At 73.2% G+C, this 22457-nt stretch carries 19 protein-coding genes; 6 read left to right on the top strand and 13 right to left on the bottom strand.

The window, feature by feature from the left end:
• The first annotated feature begins 22 nt into the window (after nt 1-22).
• On the top strand, nt 23-241 hold the full coding sequence (locus E4F25_RS08390) for a YdcH family protein (RefSeq protein WP_140909700.1): 219 nt from the start codon (nt 23-25) through the stop codon (nt 239-241).
• Here the strand turns inward: E4F25_RS08390 and plsB are convergent, their stop codons facing one another.
• The 4 genes from plsB to E4F25_RS08370 form a co-directional block, all read right to left on the bottom strand.
• Entirely contained in the window at nt 242-2947 is a 2706-nt protein-coding gene (plsB, locus tag E4F25_RS08385; protein ID WP_140909699.1) for a glycerol-3-phosphate 1-O-acyltransferase PlsB, read from the bottom strand.
• Between the two features lie 8 nt (nt 2948-2955).
• Nucleotides 2956-3807 carry a hypothetical protein gene (locus E4F25_RS08380; RefSeq protein WP_140909698.1) on the bottom strand — a complete coding sequence of 284 codons (852 nt, stop codon included), beginning with the start codon at nt 3805-3807 and terminating at the stop codon, nt 2956-2958.
• Nucleotides 3804-4697 (bottom strand): 5'-nucleotidase, lipoprotein e(P4) family, encoded by an 894-nt coding sequence (locus E4F25_RS08375; RefSeq protein ID WP_140909697.1) that lies wholly within the window; start codon nt 4695-4697, stop codon nt 3804-3806. The genes E4F25_RS08380 and E4F25_RS08375 overlap by 4 nt, the downstream gene beginning before the upstream one ends.
• A gap of 91 nt (nt 4698-4788) precedes the next feature.
• The gene (locus E4F25_RS08370) at nt 4789-6789 is read right to left on the bottom strand and encodes a UvrD-helicase domain-containing protein (RefSeq protein ID WP_140909696.1); all 2001 of its coding nucleotides are present in this window, start codon (nt 6787-6789) and stop codon (nt 4789-4791) included.
• 81 nt (nt 6790-6870) lie between these two features.
• Between E4F25_RS08370 and E4F25_RS08365 the strand changes: the two genes are divergently transcribed.
• Entirely contained in the window at nt 6871-7692 is an 822-nt protein-coding gene (locus tag E4F25_RS08365) for a sel1 repeat family protein (protein ID WP_181168246.1), read from the top strand.
• A 21-nt stretch (nt 7693-7713) separates the two neighbouring features.
• Nucleotides 7714-8346 (top strand): thymidine kinase, encoded by a 633-nt coding sequence (locus E4F25_RS08360; protein ID WP_140909695.1) that lies wholly within the window; start codon nt 7714-7716, stop codon nt 8344-8346.
• 48 nt (nt 8347-8394) lie between these two features.
• Here the strand turns inward: E4F25_RS08360 and E4F25_RS08355 are convergent, their stop codons facing one another.
• From E4F25_RS08355 to mutM, 3 genes are all read right to left on the bottom strand, one after another.
• Entirely contained in the window at nt 8395-11217 is a 2823-nt protein-coding gene (locus tag E4F25_RS08355) for a serine/threonine-protein kinase (RefSeq protein ID WP_140909694.1), read from the bottom strand.
• A 13-nt stretch (nt 11218-11230) separates the two neighbouring features.
• Nucleotides 11231-11794: an ECF-type sigma factor gene (locus tag E4F25_RS08350; protein WP_140909693.1), complete on the bottom strand. Its 564-nt coding sequence runs from the start codon at nt 11792-11794 to the stop codon at nt 11231-11233.
• A gap of 73 nt (nt 11795-11867) precedes the next feature.
• Nucleotides 11868-12692, bottom strand: a complete 825-nt coding sequence (gene mutM / locus E4F25_RS08345) for a bifunctional DNA-formamidopyrimidine glycosylase/DNA-(apurinic or apyrimidinic site) lyase (protein WP_140909692.1) — start codon at nt 12690-12692, stop codon at nt 11868-11870.
• Nucleotides 12693-12714: 22 nt separating this feature from the next.
• Here mutM and E4F25_RS08340 point away from each other — a divergent pair, with 22 nt between their 5' ends.
• Together E4F25_RS08340 and E4F25_RS08335 are read left to right on the top strand one after the other, a co-directional pair.
• Entirely contained in the window at nt 12715-13677 is a 963-nt protein-coding gene (locus E4F25_RS08340) for a pyridoxal-phosphate dependent enzyme (protein WP_140909691.1), read from the top strand.
• A complete protein-coding gene (locus E4F25_RS08335; RefSeq protein WP_246069825.1) occupies nt 13674-15173 on the top strand; it encodes an ArnT family glycosyltransferase in 1500 nt (499 codons plus the stop codon). The genes E4F25_RS08340 and E4F25_RS08335 overlap by 4 nt, the downstream gene beginning before the upstream one ends.
• Nucleotides 15174-15295: 122 nt before the next feature.
• Here E4F25_RS08335 and bioC read toward each other — a convergent pair whose 3' ends face one another.
• From bioC to bioB, 5 genes are read right to left on the bottom strand one after another with little or no spacing between them, the layout of a single operon-like run.
• On the bottom strand, nt 15296-16213 hold the full coding sequence (bioC, locus tag E4F25_RS08330) for a malonyl-ACP O-methyltransferase BioC (protein WP_140909690.1): 918 nt from the start codon (nt 16211-16213) through the stop codon (nt 15296-15298).
• Complete coding sequence (gene bioH / locus E4F25_RS08325; protein ID WP_140910389.1) at nt 16210-16974, bottom strand: pimeloyl-ACP methyl ester esterase BioH; 765 nt, start codon at nt 16972-16974, stop codon at nt 16210-16212. The genes bioC and bioH overlap by 4 nt, the downstream gene beginning before the upstream one ends.
• Nucleotides 16975-16985: 11 nt before the next feature.
• A complete protein-coding gene (locus tag E4F25_RS08320) occupies nt 16986-17990 on the bottom strand; it encodes a multidrug resistance efflux transporter family protein (RefSeq protein ID WP_140909689.1) in 1005 nt (334 codons plus the stop codon).
• The gene (bioF, locus tag E4F25_RS08315; protein ID WP_140909688.1) at nt 17987-19189 is read right to left on the bottom strand and encodes an 8-amino-7-oxononanoate synthase; all 1203 of its coding nucleotides are present in this window, start codon (nt 19187-19189) and stop codon (nt 17987-17989) included. The genes E4F25_RS08320 and bioF overlap by 4 nt, the downstream gene beginning before the upstream one ends.
• 1 nt (nt 19190) lies before the next feature.
• Complete coding sequence (gene bioB, locus E4F25_RS08310) at nt 19191-20252, bottom strand: biotin synthase BioB (protein ID WP_140909687.1); 1062 nt, start codon at nt 20250-20252, stop codon at nt 19191-19193.
• Nucleotides 20253-20302: 50 nt separating this feature from the next.
• Between bioB and E4F25_RS08305 the strand changes: the two genes are divergently transcribed.
• A complete protein-coding gene (locus E4F25_RS08305) occupies nt 20303-21043 on the top strand; it encodes a ComF family protein (RefSeq protein ID WP_140909686.1) in 741 nt (246 codons plus the stop codon).
• Here E4F25_RS08305 and E4F25_RS08300 read toward each other — a convergent pair whose 3' ends face one another.
• Nucleotides 21044-22444 (bottom strand): short-chain fatty acid transporter, encoded by a 1401-nt coding sequence (locus E4F25_RS08300; protein ID WP_181168288.1) that lies wholly within the window; start codon nt 22442-22444, stop codon nt 21044-21046.
• Nucleotides 22445-22457: the final 13 nt, after the last annotated feature.

The raw sequence follows: 22457 nt of genomic DNA, 5'->3' as shown, positions 1-22457 counted from the left end.
TGTTTCCGGCTAAGCTGGCGCCGTGAGCCAGCCAACGGACCCGGGGGAACTCGCTCGCATCGCCGAGCGCCTGGCCCTGCTGCGCCAGGAGCACCGGCTGCTCGACGCCGAGATCGAGCGCATGCAGGCCGACCTCGCCAACGACGAGCTCCAGATCAAGCGCATGAAGCGCCGCAAGCTCCAGCTCAAGGACCTGATCGCCCGGCTCGAGAGCGCGCTGATCCCCGACCAGCCGGCCTGATCAGGCGTCTGCGGGGTCCGCCGCTTCCGCTACCGGCGCGGCTTCCTTGCCCGCGGCCTCGGGGCTGATCTTCTCGATCGTGTGCCGCAGCTCGCGGCCGAGGATGATCTTGGCGTCGCGCGCCCAGGCGGTGAGGCGCTCGTCGAACACCAGCTTGGACTTCTCGTCCGGCCACACCAGGCCGAGCTCCTTGAGCTTCTGGATGAAGCCGCGGAACAGCGCCTTGTCGAAGAACTCCGGCGCCGCCGGCGCGTACAGCAGGCTCAGGCGCTGCGCGGCGAGGTGGCACAGGCTCTCCAGCTCGCCGGCGCCGAGCGTGCCCGGGCCGTTCTTGGCCAGTACCGAGATCGCGATGTAGTAGCGCTCGAACGCCTGCTGCAGCGCGTGGCCGATCGCGCGCAGGCGGAAGACCTCGTCGCTCTGCCCGGTGTTGCGCGCCAGGATCCCGCCGTCCTCGTCGCTGACCTGCTCGAGTAGGCCTTCGCGCACGAACACGTCGATGGTGCGGTCCAGGCGCTCGCCGAACTGCTCGTCGGTCCACGGCAGGAACAGCTCGGCCTTGAGGAACGGGTACATCGCCTGGCCCAGCCGGCGCACCATGCGCCGCGGCATGCGCCGGTTGTGCTGGAAGCAGCACGCGATCCAGCCGGCGGCGGTGAACAGGTGCAGCACGTTGTTGCGGAAGTAGCTCAGCAGCACCGCCTGCTCGCCGTCCACCCCGATCACGTCGCCCAGCGGGTGCGCGGTGCGGGTGAGCAGGCCGATCTCCTCACCGTGGGCCACGATCTGCTCGGGCGTGTGCGGGGTGACGGTGATGCGCTCGCCGTAGGGCACCTCCGCCAGCAGCGACTTCGACAGCGCGATCTGCGCCAGCAGGTCGGACTCGCCCATCGCGTGCTTGGGCGTGGACAGCAGCGCCAGCGCCAGCAGGTTCACCGGGTTCACGTCGGCGGCGCGGTTGATGTTGACCTGGATCTGCTGCGCGGTCGCGTCCACCGTGGCCGACAGCCAGTCGGGGCGCTCGTCCTCCTCGAGCCGGCTGCCGTCCCACTGCGGCGCGTGCCGGGCGAGCATGTCCGACAACGCGATCGGCTCGCCGAAGTTCACCACCACCTGGCCGTAGTTGCTGCGCAGCACCTTGGGGATGCCCATCAGCAGGCCGAGGATGGATTCGCTTTCCTTCTGCTTGCCGCTGAGCTCGTCGAGGTAGCTGGTGCCCTCCATCAGCTTCTCGTAGCCGATGTACACCGGCTGGAACAGCACCGGGCGCGTGGGCTGGCGCAGGAACGCGCGCACGGTCATCGACAGCATGCCGCCCTTGGGCTGCAGCAGCCGGCCGGTGCGCGAGCGCCCGCCCTCGATGAAGTACTCCAGCGAGTAGCCGCCGGCCACGAGCTGCGCCACGTACTCGCCGAGCACCGCCGAATACAGCGCGCTGCCGCGGATCGAGCGGCGGATGAAGAACGCGCCGCCCTTGCGCAGCAGGGTGCCGATCACCGGCAGGTTGAGGTTGATGCCGGCCACGATGTGCGGCGGCACGATGCCGCGCGTGTACAGCAGGTAGCTCAGCAGCAGGTAGTCCATGTGGCTGCGGTGGCAGGGCACGTACACGATCTCGTGCCCGGGCGCGACCGCCTTGAGCTCGTCCAGGTGGTGCACGAGCACGCCGCGGTAGATGCGGTTCCACACGCTGGTGAGCAGGAACGAGACCGAGCGCACCACCGGGTGCGAATAGTCGGCGGCGATCTCGTAGGCGAAGTCGTAGGCCTTCTTCCAGGCGTCGTCGGCGCGCTTGCCCTGGCGCTTGTCGCGGCGCTGCTGGTCGGCGATCGCCTCCTTCACCGCGTCCGACGCCAGCACCTTGTCGATCAGCAGGCGGCGGGTGGACAGGTCGGGCCCGATCACCGCCGCGCGGATGCGGTGGAAGTGCGTGCGCAGCACGCGCGAGAGCTTGCGCACGGTGCGCTCGGGGGTCAGCTCCTCGGCCTCGCCCTCGTCCACCACCTCGCGCACCGAGATCGGCGCGGCGAAGCGCACCTGGGTGTCGCGGCCGTTGAGCAGGATCGCGAGCAGGCGGCGGAAGCGGCCGACCAGCGCCCAGTTCTCCGAGAACAGCACCGAGAACCAGCCGCTGGCCTTGTCCGGGGCGCGGCCGACGAAGATCGAGACCGGCACCAGGCGCACGTCCATGGCCGGGTCGGCGCGGTGCGCCTCGAGCAGGCGCGCGAGTGAGTCGGAGTGGCGCTTGAGCGGGGCGTTGCGGCCGGTGGCGATGGTCGCCGCGCGCCCGAGGGTGCTGCCGGCATTGCGCCGCGACAGGGCGACGTAGGCGCGCTTGCGGCCCAGCGGGTCGCCGGGCAGCGGCCGCAGCGGAGACGGTAGGCCGGCCTTGCGGCAGGCGCGGTCCAGGATCAGGGCGTTGGAGAGACCGTAGTCCTCGAGCACGTAGCAGGTCGGGCGCGGGTCGGGGGGCAGGCCCTCCGGCGGCGCGATCTTGAGTTCGATCCAGGGTGCGAGCAGGCCGCCGAGCAGGCGCGCCCACCACGGGCGGCCGTCGCCGGCCGGGACGCGGCGGCGCGGCCCGCCACGGGGCTCGGCCCCGCCTGGGGGCGGCACCCCGTCCGGAGGCGGCACGCCGTCCGGGGGATCCTGGAACGGCAGGCTCGGCTGTTCAGGCAGGTCGTGCTGGCGGGTCTTGCTGGGCATCGCGTGGATTATCGCGTAGCCGCCGCGCGGGCGTGGCGCAGGAAGTCGGAGACGTACCAGCGGCCGTCGATCCGCTCCATCGCCACCACCGTGTCGATCTCCCGGCCTGCGAAGCGGTAGCGCATGCGCACCTGCGCGGTATCGCCGGTCTGCTGCTGCAGGGTCGCCTCGAGCGTGGCCAGGTCGGCGTCCACGCGCAGGCCGTAGTCGGCCAGCACGCGCTTGAAGGCGGCGGCGAACGGGCCCATCCGGCGCAGCCCGGAGTCGATGCCGGCGTCGCGGAAGGCCGCTTCCGAGGTCAGGCCGCTGCGGCGCGCGGCCGCCGCCAGCGCCGCGATCGCCTTGCTGGCCCGCGCGCGGTCGGACAGCGGCGCGCGCTCGCCCCACTGCGCGGTCGCCGCGATCAGCTGCGCGTAGTGCTGGCGCTCGCCCTCGCTGAAATCGCCCTCGTGGCCCACGTACTGCGCGCCGAACACGCCCAGCGCGGTGGCCGCGGCCCGCAGCTCGCGTGCGGAACCAGAGAACTGGCGGTCGAAGATGCGCTGCAGGCGCGCCTCAGAGCCCGGCGCCGCCAGCGAGTCCAGCATCTGCGGCAGGTGGTCGCCGAACGGCAGCTGGTCCAGCGGCCAGCGCGTGCGGCCCTCGCGCCAGGCCAGGTCGAGCTGCGCGTGCAGTTCGGGCGGCACCGCTTCGCGCGCGAAGGTGTCGAAGTCGTTGTGGCGCAAGTGCGAGGTCAGCCGCCGCACCACCTGGGCAGGGGTGGCGTCGGCGCCGGCATCGCCGCCAGGACCGTCGCCGGTGCCGCAGGCGGCCAGCAGCAGGCAGGAGGCCGCCGCCGCCCACCACCACCGCCGGATCAAGGGCGCAGGTCCTCGAGTGCGGCTTCCTTGGCCGCGCGTCGTTCGGCCGCGCCCTGCGACCAGTCGTTGCCGAACAGCGCCGGCTCCCAGGAGCCGTACACCGGATTCGGCAGCACCCACCAGCGCTCGCCGACCCAGTCGGCGTACGGCGCCATCGCCTGGCGGCGCCCTTCCCTGGTGTTGCTGGCGATGTCCACGAAGTCGCCGACCTGGTCGCCGAACTGCATCAGCACCCGGTAGGTGCGACCGACGAGCTGGCGCCGGCAGCCCTTGTCCGACGCCTTGCCCTCGCATCCGGGCACCTGCGTGCCCTTGCCGAGGAACTGGGCCTCGCTGCGGATCGGGAAGCCGGCGGCGCGCAGGTTGGCGACCGTGGCCTCGGCCTGCGCCGCCTCGCGGTTGCTCACGTAGAACACGGTGACGCCGTGGCGCGCGGCCCCGTCGAGGAACTCGACCGCGCCGGCCAGCGCGGGCGCCGCACGCTGCTGCACCCATGCGTCCCAGCTTTCGTCGCTGAACTCGGTCCCGTCGCGGATCATGCGCGCCTGGTGCGCGGAGTTGTCGAGCACGGTCTCGTCGACGTCCACGATGATCGCGCGCGGCAGCCCATGGACGACGCCCTCGAAGGTGGCCGCGGCACGGTCGCCTCGCGGCAGCGCGTCCCAGGACTCGTCCGCCAGCGCCTGTTCCAGCACCCGCCCGGCGGCGCGGTAGGTCTGCGCGTAGATCATGTCGCGCTCGGTCGAGAGCTGGTACCAGACCGTGGCGTTGAGGCTGTCGTTGGGCGGCGGGCCGAAGCCGGCGCGCGCCGGATCGCCCTGGGTGTTGACGCTGACGCAGCCGGCGAGCAACGCCGTGGCCAGCAGGGTCAGGCTTGGAAGGGCGCGCATCCCCATACCCCCATGTAGGAGCGGCGCTCGCGCCGCGACCCCGCGAGGATAACCGGGTCGCGGGGCCCGGGTCGCGGCGCGAGCCCCGCTCCTACAGCGGATCGCCAAGCAGTTCCCGGATCGCGGCGAATCCCGCGCTGGCGCGCTCCTGCTTGCGCTCGGCGTCGGCGACCGGGTCGGCGCCGTCGCGCTGCAGCTCGGCGGCCGGCAGTTCGTCCAGGAAGCGGCTCGGCGACAGGCGCAGCTTCTCGCCCCAGCGCTGCGCCTCGCGGGCGTGCGACAGCCACAGCGCGCGCTTCGCACGGGTGATGCCGACGTAGAGCAGGCGCCGTTCCTCGTCCAGGCGACCCTCCTCGATGCTGGCCTCGTGCGGCAGGTTGCCGTCCTCGACGCCGACGATGAACACGTAGTCGAACTCCAGGCCCTTGGCCGCGTGCAGGCTCATCAGCCTGACCTGGTTGCCGGCGTCGCCCTTGTCGGCGTGCGAGAGCAGCGCGAGCGCCGCGGCGAGGTCGCCCGGACCGGCGTTGCTGCTCCTATGGGCATGACTGCCGTCGAACCAGTCGGCCAGCTCGTCGAGGTTGCGGCGGCGCGCCTGGAACTGGGCCTCGTCCTTGCACTGCGCGCGCAGCATGCCGAGCAGGCCGCTGCGCTCGTTGAGCCGGCGCACCAGCTCCGCCGGCGCCAGCCGCGCGGCGTCCGCGCGCAGGCCGCGGACGATCGCCATGAATTCCTGCAGCGCGTTGCCCGAGCGCGCCGGCAGCTGCTTCAGCAGCGACACCGACTCGGCCGCGCGCGCCAGCGGCAGGTGCGCGTGCCGGGCCAGGTCCGCCAGCTTCGCCAGGGTGGTGCCGCCGACGCCGCGCGACGGCGAGGCGACCGCGCGCAGGAAGGCCGCGTCGTCGTCCGGATTGGCGACCAGCCGCAGCCAGGCCATCGCGTCCTTGACCTCGCCGCGGTCCAGGAAGGCGGTGCCGCCGGTCAGGTGGTAGGGCACGCGCAGCAGCTGCAGCGCCTTCTCGAGCGCGCGCGACTGGTGGTTGCCGCGGAACAGCACGCAGAAGTCGCTCCAGGGCGCTCCGTTCTTCTGCGCCTGGAACTGGATCTCGGCGGCGACCTTCTCGGCCTCGTGCGCGGCGTCGCGGCACTCCCACACGCGGATGCGCTCGCCGTCGGGGTTACCGCTCCACAGGGTCTTGGGATGCTCGTGCGGGTTGTTGGCGATGAGCGCGTTGGCCGCGCGCAGCACCCGGTTGGTGCAACGGTAGTTCTGCTCCAGCTTGACCACGCGCAGGTCGGGGTAGTCGTGCCCGAGCTGCAGCAGGTTCTCCGGGTTGGCTCCGCGCCAGGCGTAGATGGACTGGTCGTCGTCGCCCACGCAGGTGAACAGGCCGCGCGGCCCGGCCAGCGCCTTCAGCAGCCGGTACTGGGCGTCGTTGGTGTCCTGGCACTCGTCCACCAGCAGGTAGCCGATGCGCTCGCGCCAGGCGACCACGCACTCCGCGTCGGACTCGAACAGCTGCACCGGCAGCCGGATCAGGTCGTCGAAATCCACCGCGTTGAAGGCCGCCAGCCGCTGCTGGTAGCGCTTGTACAGCGCCGCCGCCTCGCGCTCGCGGGTGCTGCCGGCGGCGGCCGCGGCCTCCTCCGGCGACAGGCAGGCGTTCTTGGCCCGCGACACCAGCTGCTTCGCGGCCTCGATCGCGTCGGGCTTGCTGCCCGGCGGGAGCAGGTCCTTGAACTGGGCGGCGCTGTCCTCGGCGTCGAAGATCGAGAATCCACGCCGCAGCCCCAGCCGCGCGTGCTCGACCTGCAGGATCCGCAGGCCCAGCGCGTGGAAGGTACAAACGGTCAGGCCCTCGGCGGCGTCGGCCTTCAGGCGCCGGGCCACGCGCTCCTTCATCTCGCGCGCGGACTTGTTGGTGAAGGTGATCGCGGCGATGCGCTTGGCCGGCATCCTGCCTGAACCGACCAGGTGCGCGATCTTCTCGACGATCACCCGGGTCTTGCCGCTGCCCGCGCCGGCGAGCACCAGCAGCGGTCCGTCGCAATGCAGGACGGCGGCGGACTGTTGGGGGTTGAGACCATGCATCCGGTCATTGTGCCGAAAGTCTTGCGACACGGACGCGCGACTGCCGGTACGATGCGCCATCCCAACCTGGAAAGACCGAGCATGTCGAAGCGGATCGCCTGCCTGGCAGCGCTGTTGCTGCCCATCGCCTTCACCGTCGGCGCGGCCGAGCCCGCCCCGAAGGATCCGACCGCCGACAAGCTCATGGTCACCGCGGGCTTCCTCAACCACCACCCGGACCTGCGCTACCGCCTGCACGCCATGGAGGCGATGCGCAAGGAACGCTACGACGACGCCTACAAGTTCTTCCGCCGCGCCGCCTTCTACGCCGACAAGCCCTCGCAGGGCATGGTCGCGGAGATGCTGTGGAAGGGCCAGGGCGTGGAGCAGGACCGTCCGCTCGCCTACGCCTGGATGGACCTGGCCGCCGAGCGCGGCTATGCCGGCTTCCTCGGCCTGCGCGAGCGCTACTGGGAGGCGATGGACGAGGCCGAGCGTGCGCGCGCGATCGAGGTCGGCCAGGAGGTGTACGCGGTCTACGGCGACGCCGCCGCGCGCCCGCGCATCGACACCGAGCTGCGCCGCGGCCGCCGCCAGGTCACCGGCAGCCGGACCGGCTCGGTCGGCGCGCTGAAGATCTTCGTTCCCGGCCCGGGCGGCTACCAGATGATCGACGGCAGCAAGTTCTACGACCCGCAGTACTGGGTGCCGGAGAAGTACCACACCTGGACCGACGCCGTGTGGCGCAACCCGCGCATCGGTACCGTCCGCGTCGGCGACGTCGAGCAGGTCGGCAACGACGACCTGCCGCCCCCGGGCTCGCGCGTTCCGGCGACCGCCCCGGACACCGAGGCCACCGCCCCGGACGCCCCGGACGTGCCCGACCTGCCGCCGCCGGGGATCGAACCTCCCGACGAGGAGTGAGTCCGCTTTAGACTGCGCCGCATGGCCAAGCTGTACTTCTACTACTCGGCGATGAACGCCGGGAAGACGACCACGCTGCTGCAGTCGGCGCACAACTACCGCGAACGCGGCATGCGGGTGGCGATCCTGACCCCGCGCCTGGACCACCGCGACGGCAGCGGCACGGTGGCCTCGCGCATCGGACTGCGCGCGGACGGCACGCCGTTCTCGCGCGACGACGACCTCGAGCGCATGGTCCGCGCCAGCGTCGAACAGCACGGTCCGCTGCACTGCGTGCTGGTGGACGAGGCGCAGTTCCTGACTCGCTCGCAGGTGTGGCAGCTCACCGAGGTGGTGGACGCGCTGCGCATCCCGGTGCTGTGCTACGGCCTGCGCACCGACTTCCGCGGCGAGCTGTTCGAGGGCAGCCAGTACCTGCTGGCCTGGGCCGACGAGATCCAGGAGATCAAGACCATCTGCCACAGCGGCAGCAAGGCGACCATGACCGTACGCGTGGACGAGAACGGGCACGCCGTGCAGGCCGGGCCGCAGGTGGAGATCGGCGGCAACGAACGCTACGTCTCGGTGTCGCGCGCGGAGTTCAAGAAGGTCATGCGCGGCGAGGGCGGGATCTCGCCGATGCAGGCGCCGCTGCCGCTGGGGTCGCGGCGCTAGCGCCGCTCCTACAGGCGGGTGTGTGCGGTCGCGGCGCTAGCGCCGCTCCTACATGCAGGCGGCGTAGGTGTTGGCGACCACGCGTTCGACCAGTCCGCCTTCCGGCTGCGCGTTGCGTACCTGCGCGCGCAGGGTGCGCAGGCCGGCGAGCGTGTGCGTGCGCAGCCGGTCGTCGCCCGACCCGCAGCGATGGCGTGCCGCCGCGGCGGCAGCCAGCCAGCCGACGCGCCGGGTGCGGATCTCGCGGCTGGCGAGGCCGGCCAGCGCGTCGAGCCGCGCCAGCGCGGCGGCGTCGCCCGACTCGAGCTGGTAGCGCGCGAGCGCGAGTTCCGCCAGCCGGGTGCGCGGGTGGTCGGGGCCGTCGGCGACGCGGGTGGTGTGCAGCGCCGCCTCGAGTTCGGCCAGCGCGCGCGCGCCGTCGCCGAGCCCGGCGTCGATCTCGCCCAGCAAGCGCTGGCTGTCGCCGATCATGCCGGCGGCGGTGCCGAACGCGGCGATGCGCAACTCGCGCGCCTCGACCGCGAGCGGGCGCGCCTCCAGGCCGCGCCCCATCCCGTGCAGCATGCGCGCGCGCTGGTACAGCGCCTCGGCCAGCAGCAGCGGCGCTTCCTGCCGGCGCAATGCGCCGATCGCGCGCGCGGTCGCCTGCAACGCGCGCTCCGGCTCGCCGATCTCCCAGGCGACGCGGGCGAGCGCGATGTCGTCCGCAGCGACGTCGGGATGTGCCGGGCCGCCGCGCGACATCGTCCATGCGCGCACCTCCCGCAGGTTCGCCGCGGCGTCGGCGTAGCGGCCGATGTCCACTTCGACCACGGCAAGCTGGCGGCGCGCGGCGACGGTCGCGGGATGGCCCTCGCCGTGCAGTTCGCGCGCCAGTTCCAGCGCGTGCGCGCAGTCGCGCTCGGCCTGGATGCTGTCGCCGGCCTCGCGCTGCAAGGCGCACAGGCGGCGCAGCAACTGCACCGCGAGCGGATGCTGGGTGCCGATGCCGGAGCGCAGCTGGCGCAAGGCTTCGCGGTAGCCGGCACCGGCCTGCGCCATGTGCCCGGCGTCGGCCTGCAGGCCGGCGAGGTCGGCGAGGCTCTCGACCACCCCGGCCTGGTCGCGCAGCACGTCGCGGCGCATGGCCAGCGCGCGCTGGAACATCGGGCGTGCGGCCTCGCCCTCGCCGGTGCTGCGCAGGCAACGCCCGAGCTGCGACCAGAAATCCGCCGCCTGCGTCGGCAGCTGCCGCTGCTCGCGGTAGACCACGCGCAGCAGCGGCGACATGGTCGCGGTGCACGCGCGCGGCCGCCCCATCAGCCATTGCACACGGCCGCGGTTGGTGGCCGCCTCCAGGCGCAGGCTGGTCGGCACCCGGTCGCCGAGCCCGTCCACCAGCTGCTGCTGGCGGTCGAGCAGGGCCAGCGCCTGCGCGTAGTCGCCCAGTCCCATGCGCAGGCGCGCGACCACGCCCATCAGCTCGGCGCGCGCGGCCGGCTGGCGGGCCAGCGCCTGGTCGCCGCGGCGCAGGCCGGCCTCGAGCAGTTCGCGCACGTCCAGCGCTTCGCCTCCCTGCACGCCGGCGTGCTCGAACAGGCCCACGACGAAGTCCTGTAGCGCCTGCGCGCGACTGGCCTCGCGCACCGCCTGCTGGGCCTGCCAGGCGACGATGCCGAGCGACGCGGACAGCACCAGCAGCGCCAGCACGCCGGTGCCCAGGCTCCAGCGGTTGCGGCGGATGAACTTGCCGACGAGGTAGCCGAGGCCGCGCCGGCGCGCCGCGACCGGCTTGCCGTCGCGGTAGCGCAGGATGTCCAGCGCCAGCGCCTCCACCGACGGGTAACGCCGCTCCGGCTGCTTGGCCAGCGCGCGGTGCACGATGTTGTCGAGGTCGCCGCGCAATGCGCGCGGCTGGTTGCGCGGCAGCCCGCTGTCCTTGCCCTCGGCCTCGAGCTGCGCGGCCGCGGCCAGCGACGGCCGCAGCGGCTCCGCCTCCAGGATCGCCCGCTCCCACTCGGCGTCGGTGCTGCCTTCCAGCCGGTACGGCCGGGTGCCGGTGAGCAGCTCGTACAGCACCACGCCGAGCGCGTAGACGTCGGTCATGGTGGTGACCGGTTCGCTGCGCAGCTGTTCCGGCGCGGCGTAGTGCAGGGTGAAGGCCCGCACGCCGGTGCCGGTGCGCTCGACCGTGCCCTCGGCGACGCCGTCGCCGTCGAGCAGCTTGGCGATGCCGAAGTCGAGCAGCTGCACTTCCTCGTTGGCGCTGACCAGGATATTCGACGGCTTCAGGTCGCGGTGCACGATCAGGTTGGCGTGCGCGTGGCTGACCGCGTCGCAGGTCTGCAGGAACAGGCGCAGGCGCGCCTCCAGCGAGGCCGACTGCTGCCGGCACCAGTCGGTGATCGGCACGCCCTCGACGTACTCGAGCGCGAGGTAGGGCTGGCCGTCGCGGCTGGTGCCGGCGTCGAGCAGGTGCGCGATGTGCGGGTGCGTGAGCCGCGCCAGGATCTGGCGCTCGCGCGAGAAGCGCAGCTGCAGGTTGGTGTCGGCCAGGCCGGGGCGCAGCAGCTTCAGCGCGACCCGGCGCTGGTACAGGCCGTCGGCGCGCGAGGCCAGCCAGACCTGGCCCATGCCGCCTTCGCCGAGCATGCGTTCCAGGCGGTAGGGGCCGACGCGCCCGCCGATCCGCGGCCCCGGCAGCGGCGCGATCAGCGGCTCGCTCAGGAAGTCGTCGCGGGTGCCCTCCAGCGCCAGCAGCCTGGCCAGTTCCTCGCCGAGTGCGGGCTGCTCGGTACGCAGCTGCTCGAGATGGCGGGCGCGCGTCGCCGGATCCATCTCCAGCAACGCATCGAGCAGGGGGGACAACTCAAGCCAGCGCTCGGGGTCCATTGCCGGCGCTGGCTCAGGGTTCCTGCAACGACGCCAGCAGGAACAGCCGCGCCTTCTGCCAGTCGCGGCGGATGCTGCGCTCGGAGCGCTTCAGCAGCGCGGCGATCTCCAGCTCGGACAGGCCGGTGAAGTAGCGCAGCTCCACGACCTGCGCCAGGCGCGGATCCACGGCCGCGAGCCGGGTCAGCGCGACATCGAGGCCGAGCGTCTCCTCGTCCAGGCGCACGCCGCCCTCGAGGTCCTCGGGGAGCTCGGCCACGCGGTGCAGGTCGCCGCCGCGCTTCTGCGCCATGCGCTGGCGCGCGTAGTCCACGACCACGCTGCGCATGGCGGAGGCGGCGTAGGCGAAGAAGTGCGCGCGGTTGTCGAACTTGACCGAGCTGCGCCCGATCAGGCGCAGGTAGGCTTCGTGCACCAGCGCGGTCGCGTCCAGGGTATGTCCCTGCTGCCCCGACAGCTGGCGCCGGGCCATGGCATGCAGCTCCTGGTACAGCGTCTGCAGCACGCGGTCGAGCGCATCGCGATCGCCCTCGCGCGCGGCATCCAGCCACATCGTGATGTCGGCGGTATCCGGCAAGAGTCTTCCCCCGAAAGACGCCTGCACTATACCGGGACCATGCGCCGGCGTCCGGTCGCGGGGCGGGGCGCATTCAGCGTTGGCAGTGCCCGCACCAGACCGTGGCCCGCTGTGCCACCGCCGCCTCGCGCAGCGGCCGCCCGCAGCGTGGGCAGGGTTCCCCGCCCCGGCCGTAGGCCGCCAGTTCCTGCTCGAAGTAGCCGGGCGCGCCGTCCGGCGCGATGAAGTCGCGCAGGGTGGTGCCGCCGCGGACGATCGCGCTGGCCAGGATCGCCTTGACCGCCTCGGCGAGCGCCGCGTAGCGCTCGCGCGACACCCGCCCGGCCGCGCGCAGCGGCGAGATGCCGGCGGCGAAGAGCGCCTCGGCCACGTAGATGTTGCCCACCCCGACCACGATCCGCTGGTCCATCAGGAAGGCCTTCACCGGGGCCTTGCGACCGCGGCTGCGCGCGAACAGGTAGTCGCCGTCGAAGGCGTCGGACAGCGGCTCGGGCCCGAGGCCGCGCAGCAGCGGATGGACCTCGCCGGGCGCCTGCCAGAGCAGGCAGCCGAAGCGGCGCGGGTCGTTGAAGCGCAGCACCCGGCGCATGCCGCGCGGCCCGAGCAGGCCGAGGTCGACGTGGTCGTGCGTGCCCACGGGCGTGCCGGGCGGCAGCACGCGCAGGCTGCCCGACATGCCCAGATGCAGCAGCGCGCTGCCGGCCTGCGTGTCCAGCAGCAGGTACTTGGCGCGCCGGCGCACCGCGTCGACGCGCTGGCCCGGGAGCAGCTCGACCACCTCGCGCGGGATCGGCCAGCGCAGGTCCGGGCGCCGCAGCACCACGTCGGCGACGCGGCGGCCTTCGACGTGCGGCGCGAGGCCGCGGCGGGTGGTTTCGACTTCGGGCAGTTCCGGCACCGGCGCAGTATAGGATTCCCCGATGGAACCGAACGCACCCGTGGCCGCCGGCCTGCCGACCTTCGACGACGTGCTCGCGGCGGCGGCGCGGATCGCGCCGCACGCGCACGTCACCCCGGTGTTGCAATCGCGCACCCTGGACGCGTTGGCCGGCTGCGCGCTGCACTTCAAGGCCGAGCCGCTGCAGCGCGCGGGCGCGTTCAAGTTCCGCGGCGCCTGCAACGCGGTCTGGGCGCTGCCCGCCGATGCCGCCGCGCGCGGCGTGGTCACCCACTCCTCCGGCAACCACGGCGGCGCGCTGGCGCTGGCCGCGGCCACCCGCGGCATCCCCTGCCACGTGGTCGTGCCCGAGGGCGCGATCGAGGCCAAGCTCGCGGCGATCCGCGGCTACGGCGCGGTCCTGCACCGCTGCGCGCCGACCATGGCCGCGCGCGAGGAGACCGCCGCGCGCGTGCAACGCGAGACCGGCGCCACCTTCGTGCACCCGTACGCCGATCCGCTGGTGATCGCCGGCCAGGGCACCGCGGCGCTGGAACTGCTCAACGCGAACGGCGGTTTCGACGCGGTGGTGGTCCCGGTCGGCGGCGGCGGCCTGGCCGCGGGCACCGCGCTGGCGCTGGCGGCGCGCGCACCCGATTGCGAACTGCTGCTCGCCGAACCCGCGGGCGCGGCCGATACCGCACGCTCGCTCGCGGCCGGGCGCCGCGACGTGGACTTCGTGCCCGACACCGTCTGCGACGGCCTGCGCGGCACGCTCGGCCAACCGGGCTTCGAGATCCTCCACGCGCACGGCGCGCGCGTGACAGTGGTCGAGGACGCGGATACCCTCGCCGCCCAGCGCCTGCTGTGGACCCGGCTGAAGCTGCTGGTCGAGCCGTCGTCGGCGATCGCGCTGGCCGCGGTGCTGCAGCAGCGCGACCGGCTCGCCGGCAAGCGCGTGGGCGTGATCCTTTCCGGCGGCAACGTGGATACAGGGGCGGCATGATCGATCGATGGTTGCGTTCGCCGGGCGCCTGGATCGCGGCGCTCGCGCTGGTGCTCGCATTGCTGCTGCCGGGCCTGCGCGGCATCTGGGATGCGGACGAGGGCCGCTACACCAACGTTGCGCTGCAGATGGTGGACAGCGGCGACTGGTTGTCGCCCCGCCGCAGCGAGCACACCGGCCACTGGACCAAGCCGCCGCTGACCTACTGGGCGATCGCGGCCAGCGTCGAGGTGTTCGGGCGCAATCCGTGGGCGGCGCGGCTGCCGGGCAGCCTGGCCTACCTGCTGTGCGCGTGGCTGGCGTTCCGGATCGCGCGGCGGCTGGCGCCCGGCAGCGAGCGGGTCGCGGCGCTCGCGTTCGCGACCATGCTGGTGCCGTTCGGCGCGGCCCACTACATCACCACCGACTTCCTGCTCGCCGCGGTCGAGGCGCTGGCGATGTGGGGCTTCGTCGAGGCGCGCTTCGGCGAGCGGCGCCACGCGCGACGCTGGCTGGCGCTGATGTGGGCCGGCTTCGGCCTCGCGTTCCTGACCAAGGGGCCGCCGGGCCTGCTGCCGCTGCTGGCGGTGTTCGCGTTCGACGCGCTCACGCCGGCGGCGCAGGCCGACGGCAGCCGACGCCCGCGTGCGCTGCAGTGGTGGGGACCGTTGCTGCTGCTCGCGGTGGCGCTGCCCTGGTACCTGGCGGTGGTGCTGCGCACGCCGGGGCTGCTCGACTATTTCCTCGGCGCCGAGGTGGTGGACCGCATCGCCAGCGACGACTTCGACCGCCACGGCGGCTGGCTCGGCTGGCTGAAGGTCTACGGGCCGACGCTGCTGCTCGGCACGCTGCCCTGGACGGGCGCGCTGTGGCGCTGGCTGCGCGCGATGCCCGCGCGGGTGTCCGCATGGCGCACGCCGGCGGCGCGCGACGGCGACCGCGCCGCGTTGTTGCTGGTGCTGTGGGTGCTGCTGCCCTTGCTGGTGTTCTGCCTGGCGCAGTCGCGCATGCCGCTGTACCTGTTGCCGCTTTTCGTGCCGCTCGCAGTGATCGTGGCGCGGCAACGGCACGCCGAGGAGCGCGGGCTGCCGCGCTGGCGCTGGTTGCTGGCGTGGGCGGCGCTGCTGCTCGCGCTCGAGTTCGCGGCCGCACAGTGGCCGACGCACAAGGACGGCGACGCCTGGCGGCAGGCGATCGAGGCGCGCGTGCAGGGGCCGGTGGGCAAGGTGTACGCGGTCGAGGACATGGCGCGCTACAGCCTCAACCTGGAACTCGGCGCCAGCGTGGAGAAGCTGTCGCTGCTGCCGGAACCGCAGCCGCGGTTCTCGCCCGAGTTCGACGGCGACGTCGCCGGCGTGCTGCTGGCGGGTCCCGACCGCGACGCGCTGTGGATGACGCGCCAGGAACGCTTTCCCGACGTCCAGGCCCGCCTCCGCGAATTCGGCTACATCGCCATCCCCCAGGGCGCCCCCTACGAAGACCGCATCCTCTTCCGCGTACGTCCTGCAACCGATTAGTTCTTAGCCACAGATTTCACAGATTGAAAAGGATCAAAAAGCGATCCGGTTTCCCTGCGACCCGACAGCTCGCAGCGAACAAATCCTTTTTTATCTGTGAAATCTGTGGCCAAAGAAGAGTGTCAAGACCGCCGCCGGATGGGGATGCGCGCGGCGGGGAAGGTGGCGATCTCGGCGCCGGCTTCGCGGATGGGGGCGCCGGCTTCGGGCGCCCAGGCGACGGCGGTGATGGTTTCCCAGGTCGCGCGCAGGCCGCGCGGGGTGGTGAACTCCCCGGCATAGGCCTCGGCGGCGCGCGCGAAGCGGGCCTTGCCGGTGAGCGTGCCGCGGCGGTCGCGCAGCGCGTTGGTGGCGCCCAGCGTGCGCAGTTCGCGCATCAACTCCGGCAGGTCGGCGTAGTGGGTCTCGGTGATGTCGCGGTCGAGCACCGGATCGCGGAAGCCGGCGTGCATCAGCGCATCCCCGAACTCGGCGATCTGCACGAAGCGGCTCACGTGCGGCGCGTCGTCCGCCTGCGCGAACGACCAGCGCAGCTCGTGCAGGGTGTCCGCGCCGAAGGTCGAGACCAGCAGCATCCCGCCCGGGCGCAACGCGCGCCGGAAACCGGCGAGCACCGCCGGCAGGTCCTCCACCCACTGCAGGCACAGGTTGGAGAACAGCAGGTCCAGGCTTTCCGGCGCCAGCGGCAACGCCCGGGCATCGGCGCAGATCCGGTCGATGCCGCGGCGCAGGGGATTCCAGCCGGCGCGGCGGCGCGCCTCGCGCAGCATCGGCAACGCGAGGTCGATTGCGAGCACGCGCGCCTTCGGCCAGCGCTTGCGCAGCGCCATCGCGCCCCGCCCCGGGCCGCTGCCGAGGTCGAGCAACCGTTCCGGCGCGCGCTCGCCGTACTTCGCCGGCCAGAACTCGAGCGACTCGAGCAATTGCACTTCCACGGCGCGCTGCAGCGCAGAGGCGGCGTCGTAGCCGTGCGCGGCGCGCGAGAACGCGCGCCGCACCTGGCGCTGGTCGAAGCCGGTACGTGGATCCGGGCGGTTCATGCGGGGTCGTCCAGGAAGGCTAGCAGCCGCGCGGCGACCGCGTCGGCGTGGGTCAGGAAGGGCGCGTGGCCGGCGTGTTCGACGACCTCGAACGCGCCGCCGGCGAGCACCGCGGCCTCGCGCATGGCGCGCGGGTCGACCAGGCGGTCGCGGCGGCCGGCCAGCCACAGGCTCGGCGCGCGCAGGCCCGGGAGCACGTGGCGCAGGTCGGCCGACTCGAGCAGCTCGAGCCCGTCGGCCAGCACCGCGGCCGCTGGCTCGCAGCGTGCGAACAGTTCGTCGCGCAGGGCACGGATCTCGTCGCGCGCGTGCTCGGAACCGAACGCCTCCAGCGCGACGAAGCGGTCCAGGGTGCCGCGGTAGTCGCTGCGCAGGCCGGCGGCGAAGTCGCGGAAGATCTCCGCGGACACGCCGTACTTCCAGTCGTCGCCGCGCACGAAGCGCGGGCTGGCGCAGAGCATCGCCAGCGCCGGCACCGCGTCGGGCCGGGTCGCGGCTGCGTGCAGCGCGACCAGCCCGCCCAGCGACCAGCCGCACCAGGGCGCGCCTTCGGGGACCGCGCGTGCGACCGCTTCGGTGCAGGGCTCGAGCGCCAGCGGCACCTCGCAGCCGACGCTGTGGCCGTGGCCGGGCAGGTCCACCACGTGCAGCGTGCGCACCGCGCGCAGGCGCGCCACCAGGGGTGCAAAGACGCCACCATGCATCGCCCAGCCGTGCAGCAGGACGAGCGGCGGTCCATTGCCGACGACATCCACGTGCAGGCCGCCGCCGCTCATGCGCCGCGATCCGTGCGCAGCGCGCGCACCGCGCGCGGGTTGCGCGCCTGCGGTCGCGCCACCAGCCAGGCGAACCCGACGATCCCGCACAGCACCACCAGCGCGCCCCAGCGCGCGACGCCCTGCGGCCAGGCTTCGTGCAGCAGCAGCACCCCGAACACGGTGGCAAACAGCAGTTCCGCGCCCTGCATCGCCTCCACCGCGCCGAGCGCGACCGGCTGGTCGCGCACCATGCCGGTGGCCTGGAAGAACAGGATCTTGGCGGCCACGCCCGCGCTCAGCGCGACCACCGCGGCCAGCAGCAGCTGTGACAGCGGCGGCAGACCGGTTCGCCACCACGCGTACGCGGCCAGCGCCCACCACAGCGGCTGGCTCGCCAGCGTCATGCCGTACACGCGCTGGGTCGCGTTGAGGTCCTCGCCGCTGCGCTCCAGGTGCAGCAGCAGCAGGCGGTTGCCGAGGGGGAACGCGAACGCCGCCACCAGCAGGCACGCCAGCGCGAACCAGCCGGCGCCGTCGAGCCCGCCGTCGGCGTGCCCGAGCTGCATCATCAGCACGCCCGCGAACACCAGCACGCCGATGGCGAAGGCCGCGCGCGGGATCCGCCGGCGCTCGTCGGAATAGATCAGCGGCGCGCACAGCATCCCGGCGATCACCGTGAACAGGAAGGTCCCGGCGACCAGCCATGACGGCCCGCTGCTGGCCGCGAACGACAGCAGCGCATAGAACAGCACGAAGCCGATCGCCGAATAGCCCAGCCATGGCCCCGGATGCGCGCGGATCGCGCGCAGCACCGGCGCGCTGCCGCCCTGCCAGCGCATCAGCGGCCACAGCAGCGGCAGCGTCACCAGGTAGCGCAGCGACGCGGTCCACGCCCAGTGGCCGCCGTCGGTGGCCATGGCGCGGTTGAGCACGTAGGTCAGGCTGAAGAAGAGCGCCGACAGCAGCGCCAGCGAGATCGCCGCCAGCGCACGGCGGCGATCCGGGAGCGCCGCGCTCATGCGGTCGCCGCGGCGCCGCGCAGGCCGGCCTGTTCGGCCGCGTCCTCGAGCGCCTGCAGCAGGGCGTCGATCTGCATGCGCTCGTGCCCGGCACCGAGGGTGATGCGCAGGCGCGCGCGACCCTCGGGCACGGTCGGCGGCCGGATCGCGGCGACCCAGAAGCCGCGCTCCTCCAGCGCGCGCGACATCGCCAGCGCGGCGCGGTCGTCGCCGCAGAGCAGCGGCTGGATCGGGGTTTCGGAAGGCAGCAGCGGCAACCCGCGCTGGCGCGCGCCGGCACGGAAGTGGGCGATGGATTCCTGCAGCTTGTCGCGGCGCCACTGCTCGCGGCGGGCGAGCTGGACCGCGGCGAGCGCGGCCGCGGCCTGCGCCGGCGGCATCGCGGTGGTGTAGATGTACGGGCGCGCGGTCTCCGCCAGGTGCTGGACCAGGTCGGCGCTGCCGCACACGGCGGCACCATGGCTGCCGAGCGCCTTGCCGAGCGTCACCAGGCGCAGCGGCACCTGCGCGACATCGAGCCCGGCCGCTGCGACGCTGCCGCGGCCTTCCGGGCCGAGCACGCCGGCACCGTGCGCGTCGTCCACGTACAGCAGCGCATGCTGCGCGCGCGCCAGCAGCGCGAGTTCGCGCAGCGGCGCGATGTCGCCATCCATGCTGAACACGCCGTCGGTTGCCAGCACCGCGGCCGATTCCGGCAGCGCGCGGAGCTGGCGGATCGCGCCTTCGACATCGCCGTGCGGGTAGCGACGCAGGCGGCAGCCGGCCAGCCGCGCGGCGTCCACCAGGCTGGCGTGGTTGAGTCGGTCCTGCACGCACACGTCGTCGTCGCCGAGCAGCGACTGCAGCACCGCCACGTTGGCCATGAAGCCGCTGCCGAACAGCAGCGCGGCCGGGACCTGCAGCCAATCCGCGAGCTCGCGTTCGAGCGCGGCGTGCACGGCATGGTGGCCGCTGACCAGGTGCGAGGCGATGCCGCCACTGCCATGGCGGGCAGCCGCATCCTGCAGCGCGTCCACCACCACGAAGTGCTGCGCCAGGCCCAGGTAATCGTTGCCGCAGAAGTCCACCAGCCAGCGGCCGTCGACCTCGGCGCCGACGCCGTCGCGGCGCGTTACCGTGCGCCGGACGCGGCGCCGCGACAGCGCCTCGCGCTGCATGCGCTGTGCCGCGATCCGCTCCTCCAGCCGCGGGCGGACCATGTCAGGCGACGGCCTTGGCCGGAACGTCGGTGGGCGCGTCAGTGATCGTGGCGTGGACCGTGCCCGCGTGGTCGTGGTCCGGTGCGTCCACCGTGACCTGCATCGGCACCAGCCCGAGGCGCGCGAACAGCGCCTGGTCGCGCTCGGTATCGGGGTTGCCGGTGGTCAGCAGCTTCTCGCCGTAGAAGATCGAGTTGGCGCCGGCGGCGAAGCACAGCGCCTGCAACTCGTCCGACATCTGCTCGCGCCCGGCCGACAGCCGCACCATGGACTTCGGCATGAGGATGCGGGCGACCGCAATGGTGCGCACGAACTCGAACGGGTCCAGCTCCGCGGTGCCCGACAGCGGGGTGCCCGCGACCTGCACCAGGCGGTTGATCGGCACCGAGTCCGGATGCGCCGGCAGCGTGGCCAGCGCCTGCAGCAGGCCGGCGCGCTGCTCGCGCGACTCGCCCATCCCGACGATGCCGCCGCAGCAGGTCTTCATGCCCGCGTCGCGCACGTGCGACAGCGTGTCCAGGCGGTCCTGGAACTCGCGCGTGTGGATGATCTCGCCGTAGAACTCGGGCGCGGTGTCGAGGTTGTGGTTGTAGTAGTCCAGGCCGGCCGCCTTGAGCGCCTGCGCCTGCGGCTCGGACAGCATGCCCAGGGTGGCGCAGGTCTCCAGGCCCAGCGCCTTCACCTCGCGGATCATCTCCGCCACCTTGGGGATGTCGCGGTCCTTGGGCGAACGCCAGGCCGCGCCCATGCAGAAGCGCGAGGCGCCGGCGGCCTTGGCCTGGCGTGCCTTCTCCAGCACCGCGTCGGTGCCCATCAGCTTGGTGGCGTCCACACCGGTGTGGTAGCGCGCGGCCTGCGGGCAGTAGCCGCAATCCTCCGGGCAACCGCCGGTCTTCACCGACAGCAGCGTGCTCACCTGCACCTCGGAGGGGTCGAAGTGCTCGCGGTGCACGCTGGCGGCGCGGTACAGCAGCTCGGTGAACGGCAGCGCGAACAGCGCCAGCACTTCCTCGCGTCGCCAGTCGTGGCGGAGGGGCGTGGGGGCTTGGCGGACGGCAGGCATGGGCGATTCCCGATGGAGCGCGCGGCGGCGGGCCTGCCAGTCTGGAAACCATGCCACCCCCTGTCAACCAAACGCCATCGCCCCGGGTTGACGGTCCCTGCGCCCGCCTGCGCCGGCTGCTGCCGTGGCGCCCGCACTGCCTCGGCTGCGGCGAGCCGGTCGCCGGCGCCCTGGACCTGTGCGAGGACTGCACCGCGCGCCTGCCCTGGAACCCGCACCGCTGCCCGGGCTGCGCGCGCCCGCTCCCGGACCGCGCGCCGAGCCTGCCCTGCCCGGCCTGCCGGCGGACGCCGCCGCCGGTCACCCACGTGGTCGCGCCGCTGCTGTACGGCGCCCCGGTGGACCAGTGGCAACCGCGCTTCAAGTTCCACCAGGACCTCGCCGCCGGCCGCCTGCTGGCGGCGCTGCTGGCCGCGTCCTGCGCGATGGCGCCGCGGCCGCAGGCGCTGGTGCCGGTGCCGCTGCACCGCGCGCGCCTGCGGAGCCGCGGCTACGACCAGGCGCTGGAACTGGCGCGCTTCGTCGCGCGCACCCTGCGCCTGCCGCTGCACCGCGGCCTGCTCGCGCGCACCCGCGCGACCGCGCCGCAATCCGAGCTCGACGCCGCCGCCCGCCGCGCCAACCTGCGCGGCGCGTTCGCGGTCCCGCCGCAGAAGCACGCGCTGCCACGGCACGTCGCCCTGGTGGACGACGTCATGACCACGGGCGCGACGCTGCACGCCGCGGCGCACGCGCTGCGCGCGGCCGGGGTCGAGCGCGTGGACGCCTGGGTGTGCGCGCGAGTGCCTTGATCAAGGCATCACCGGCGGCACGTACTGCAATGTCGTGCCCAACAGCCATAGCAGGCCGAGCACCAGCGGCACGTGCACCACGAGCTGCACGAAGGTGAAGCCGACGATGTCGCGCGCGCGCAGCCCGAGCACGCCGAGCAGCGGCAGCATCCAGAACGGGTTGACCAGGTTGGGCAGGGCCTCGGCGGCGTTGTAGACCTGCACCGCCCAGCCGAGGTGGAACTGCAGCTCGTTCGCGGCCTGCATCACGTACGGTGCCTCGACGATCCACTTGCCGCCGCCGGACGGCACGAAGAAGCCGAGCACCGCCGAGTAGCTGCCCATCACCGCGGCGAAGGTGTCGTGGGTGGCCACCTGCACGAACAGCGTGGACAGCCGGTGCGCCAGGGTCTCGCCGTCGGCGCCGGGCACGCCGGTCAGCATCAGCGCGATGCCGCCGTACAGCGGGAACTGGATCAGCACGCCGGCGGTGGACGGCACCGCGCGCGACACCGCGTCCAGGAAGCTGCGCGGACGCCAGTGCAGCAGCAGGCCCAGCGACAGGAACAGGAAGTTGTAGGTGTTGAGGTTGGCGATCGCGGCCATCGGCCCCTTGCCGCTGAATTCCAGCCACAGCCAGCCGAAGCCGAGCAGCAACAGCGCGATGGTCAGCAGCGGGCTGTATTCGAGCCACTCGCCCGGGCGCGATGGGCGACCGGCTGCCGGCAGCGGCGCGGTCGCGTCCAGCGCCTCCGGGAACGCCTCGATCGTGCGCGCGTCGCCGCCGCGCGGCGCGGTCCACCACGCCACCGCCAGCGACACCGCGATGAGGATCGCGGTGAGCAGGATCGACTGCCACAGGAAGATGGTCTCGGAGAACGGCAGCACGCCGGTGATCGGCAGCAGCCCAGGCGGCATGCTCGCGGGGTTCGCCTGCAACTGCGCCGCCGAGGAGCTCAGGCCCATCGCCCACACCGCGCCGAGGCCCAGGTAGGCGGCGGCGCCGGCCGCGCGGTAGTCCATGCGCAGTTCGGTGCGCTTGGCCAGCGCGCGCACCAGCAGCCCGGCGAACACCAGGGAGAAGCCCCAGCTCAGCAGCGAGGTCAGCATGCTCGCCAGCGCCACGAAGCCGACCGCGCCGCGCCCGGTGCGCGGCCAGCGCGCGATGCGGTCGATCAGCCGCGCGATCGCCGGAGCGGTCGCGACCACGTAGCCGCCGATGACCACGAACGCCATCTGCATGGTGAAGGGGATCAGGCTCCAGAAGCCGCCGCCGAAGGCCTGCGCGGTGTCGCCCGGGCTCGCGCCGAAGCCGAGCGCGAACCCCGCCACCACCAGCACGCCGACGACCGCGAACACCCAGGCGTCCGGGAACCAGCGCTCGGCGAACGCGGCGCTGCGCAGCGCCAGCCGCTCCAGCATCCCCGCGCCCCCG

The organism is Cognatiluteimonas lumbrici, assembly GCF_006476065.1.
In the GTDB taxonomy this organism is placed as follows: Bacteria; Pseudomonadota; Gammaproteobacteria; order Xanthomonadales; family Xanthomonadaceae; genus Cognatiluteimonas; species Cognatiluteimonas lumbrici.
The sequence above is the reverse complement of the archived record's forward strand: the minus strand, read 5'-3'. Positions and strand labels throughout refer to the sequence as shown.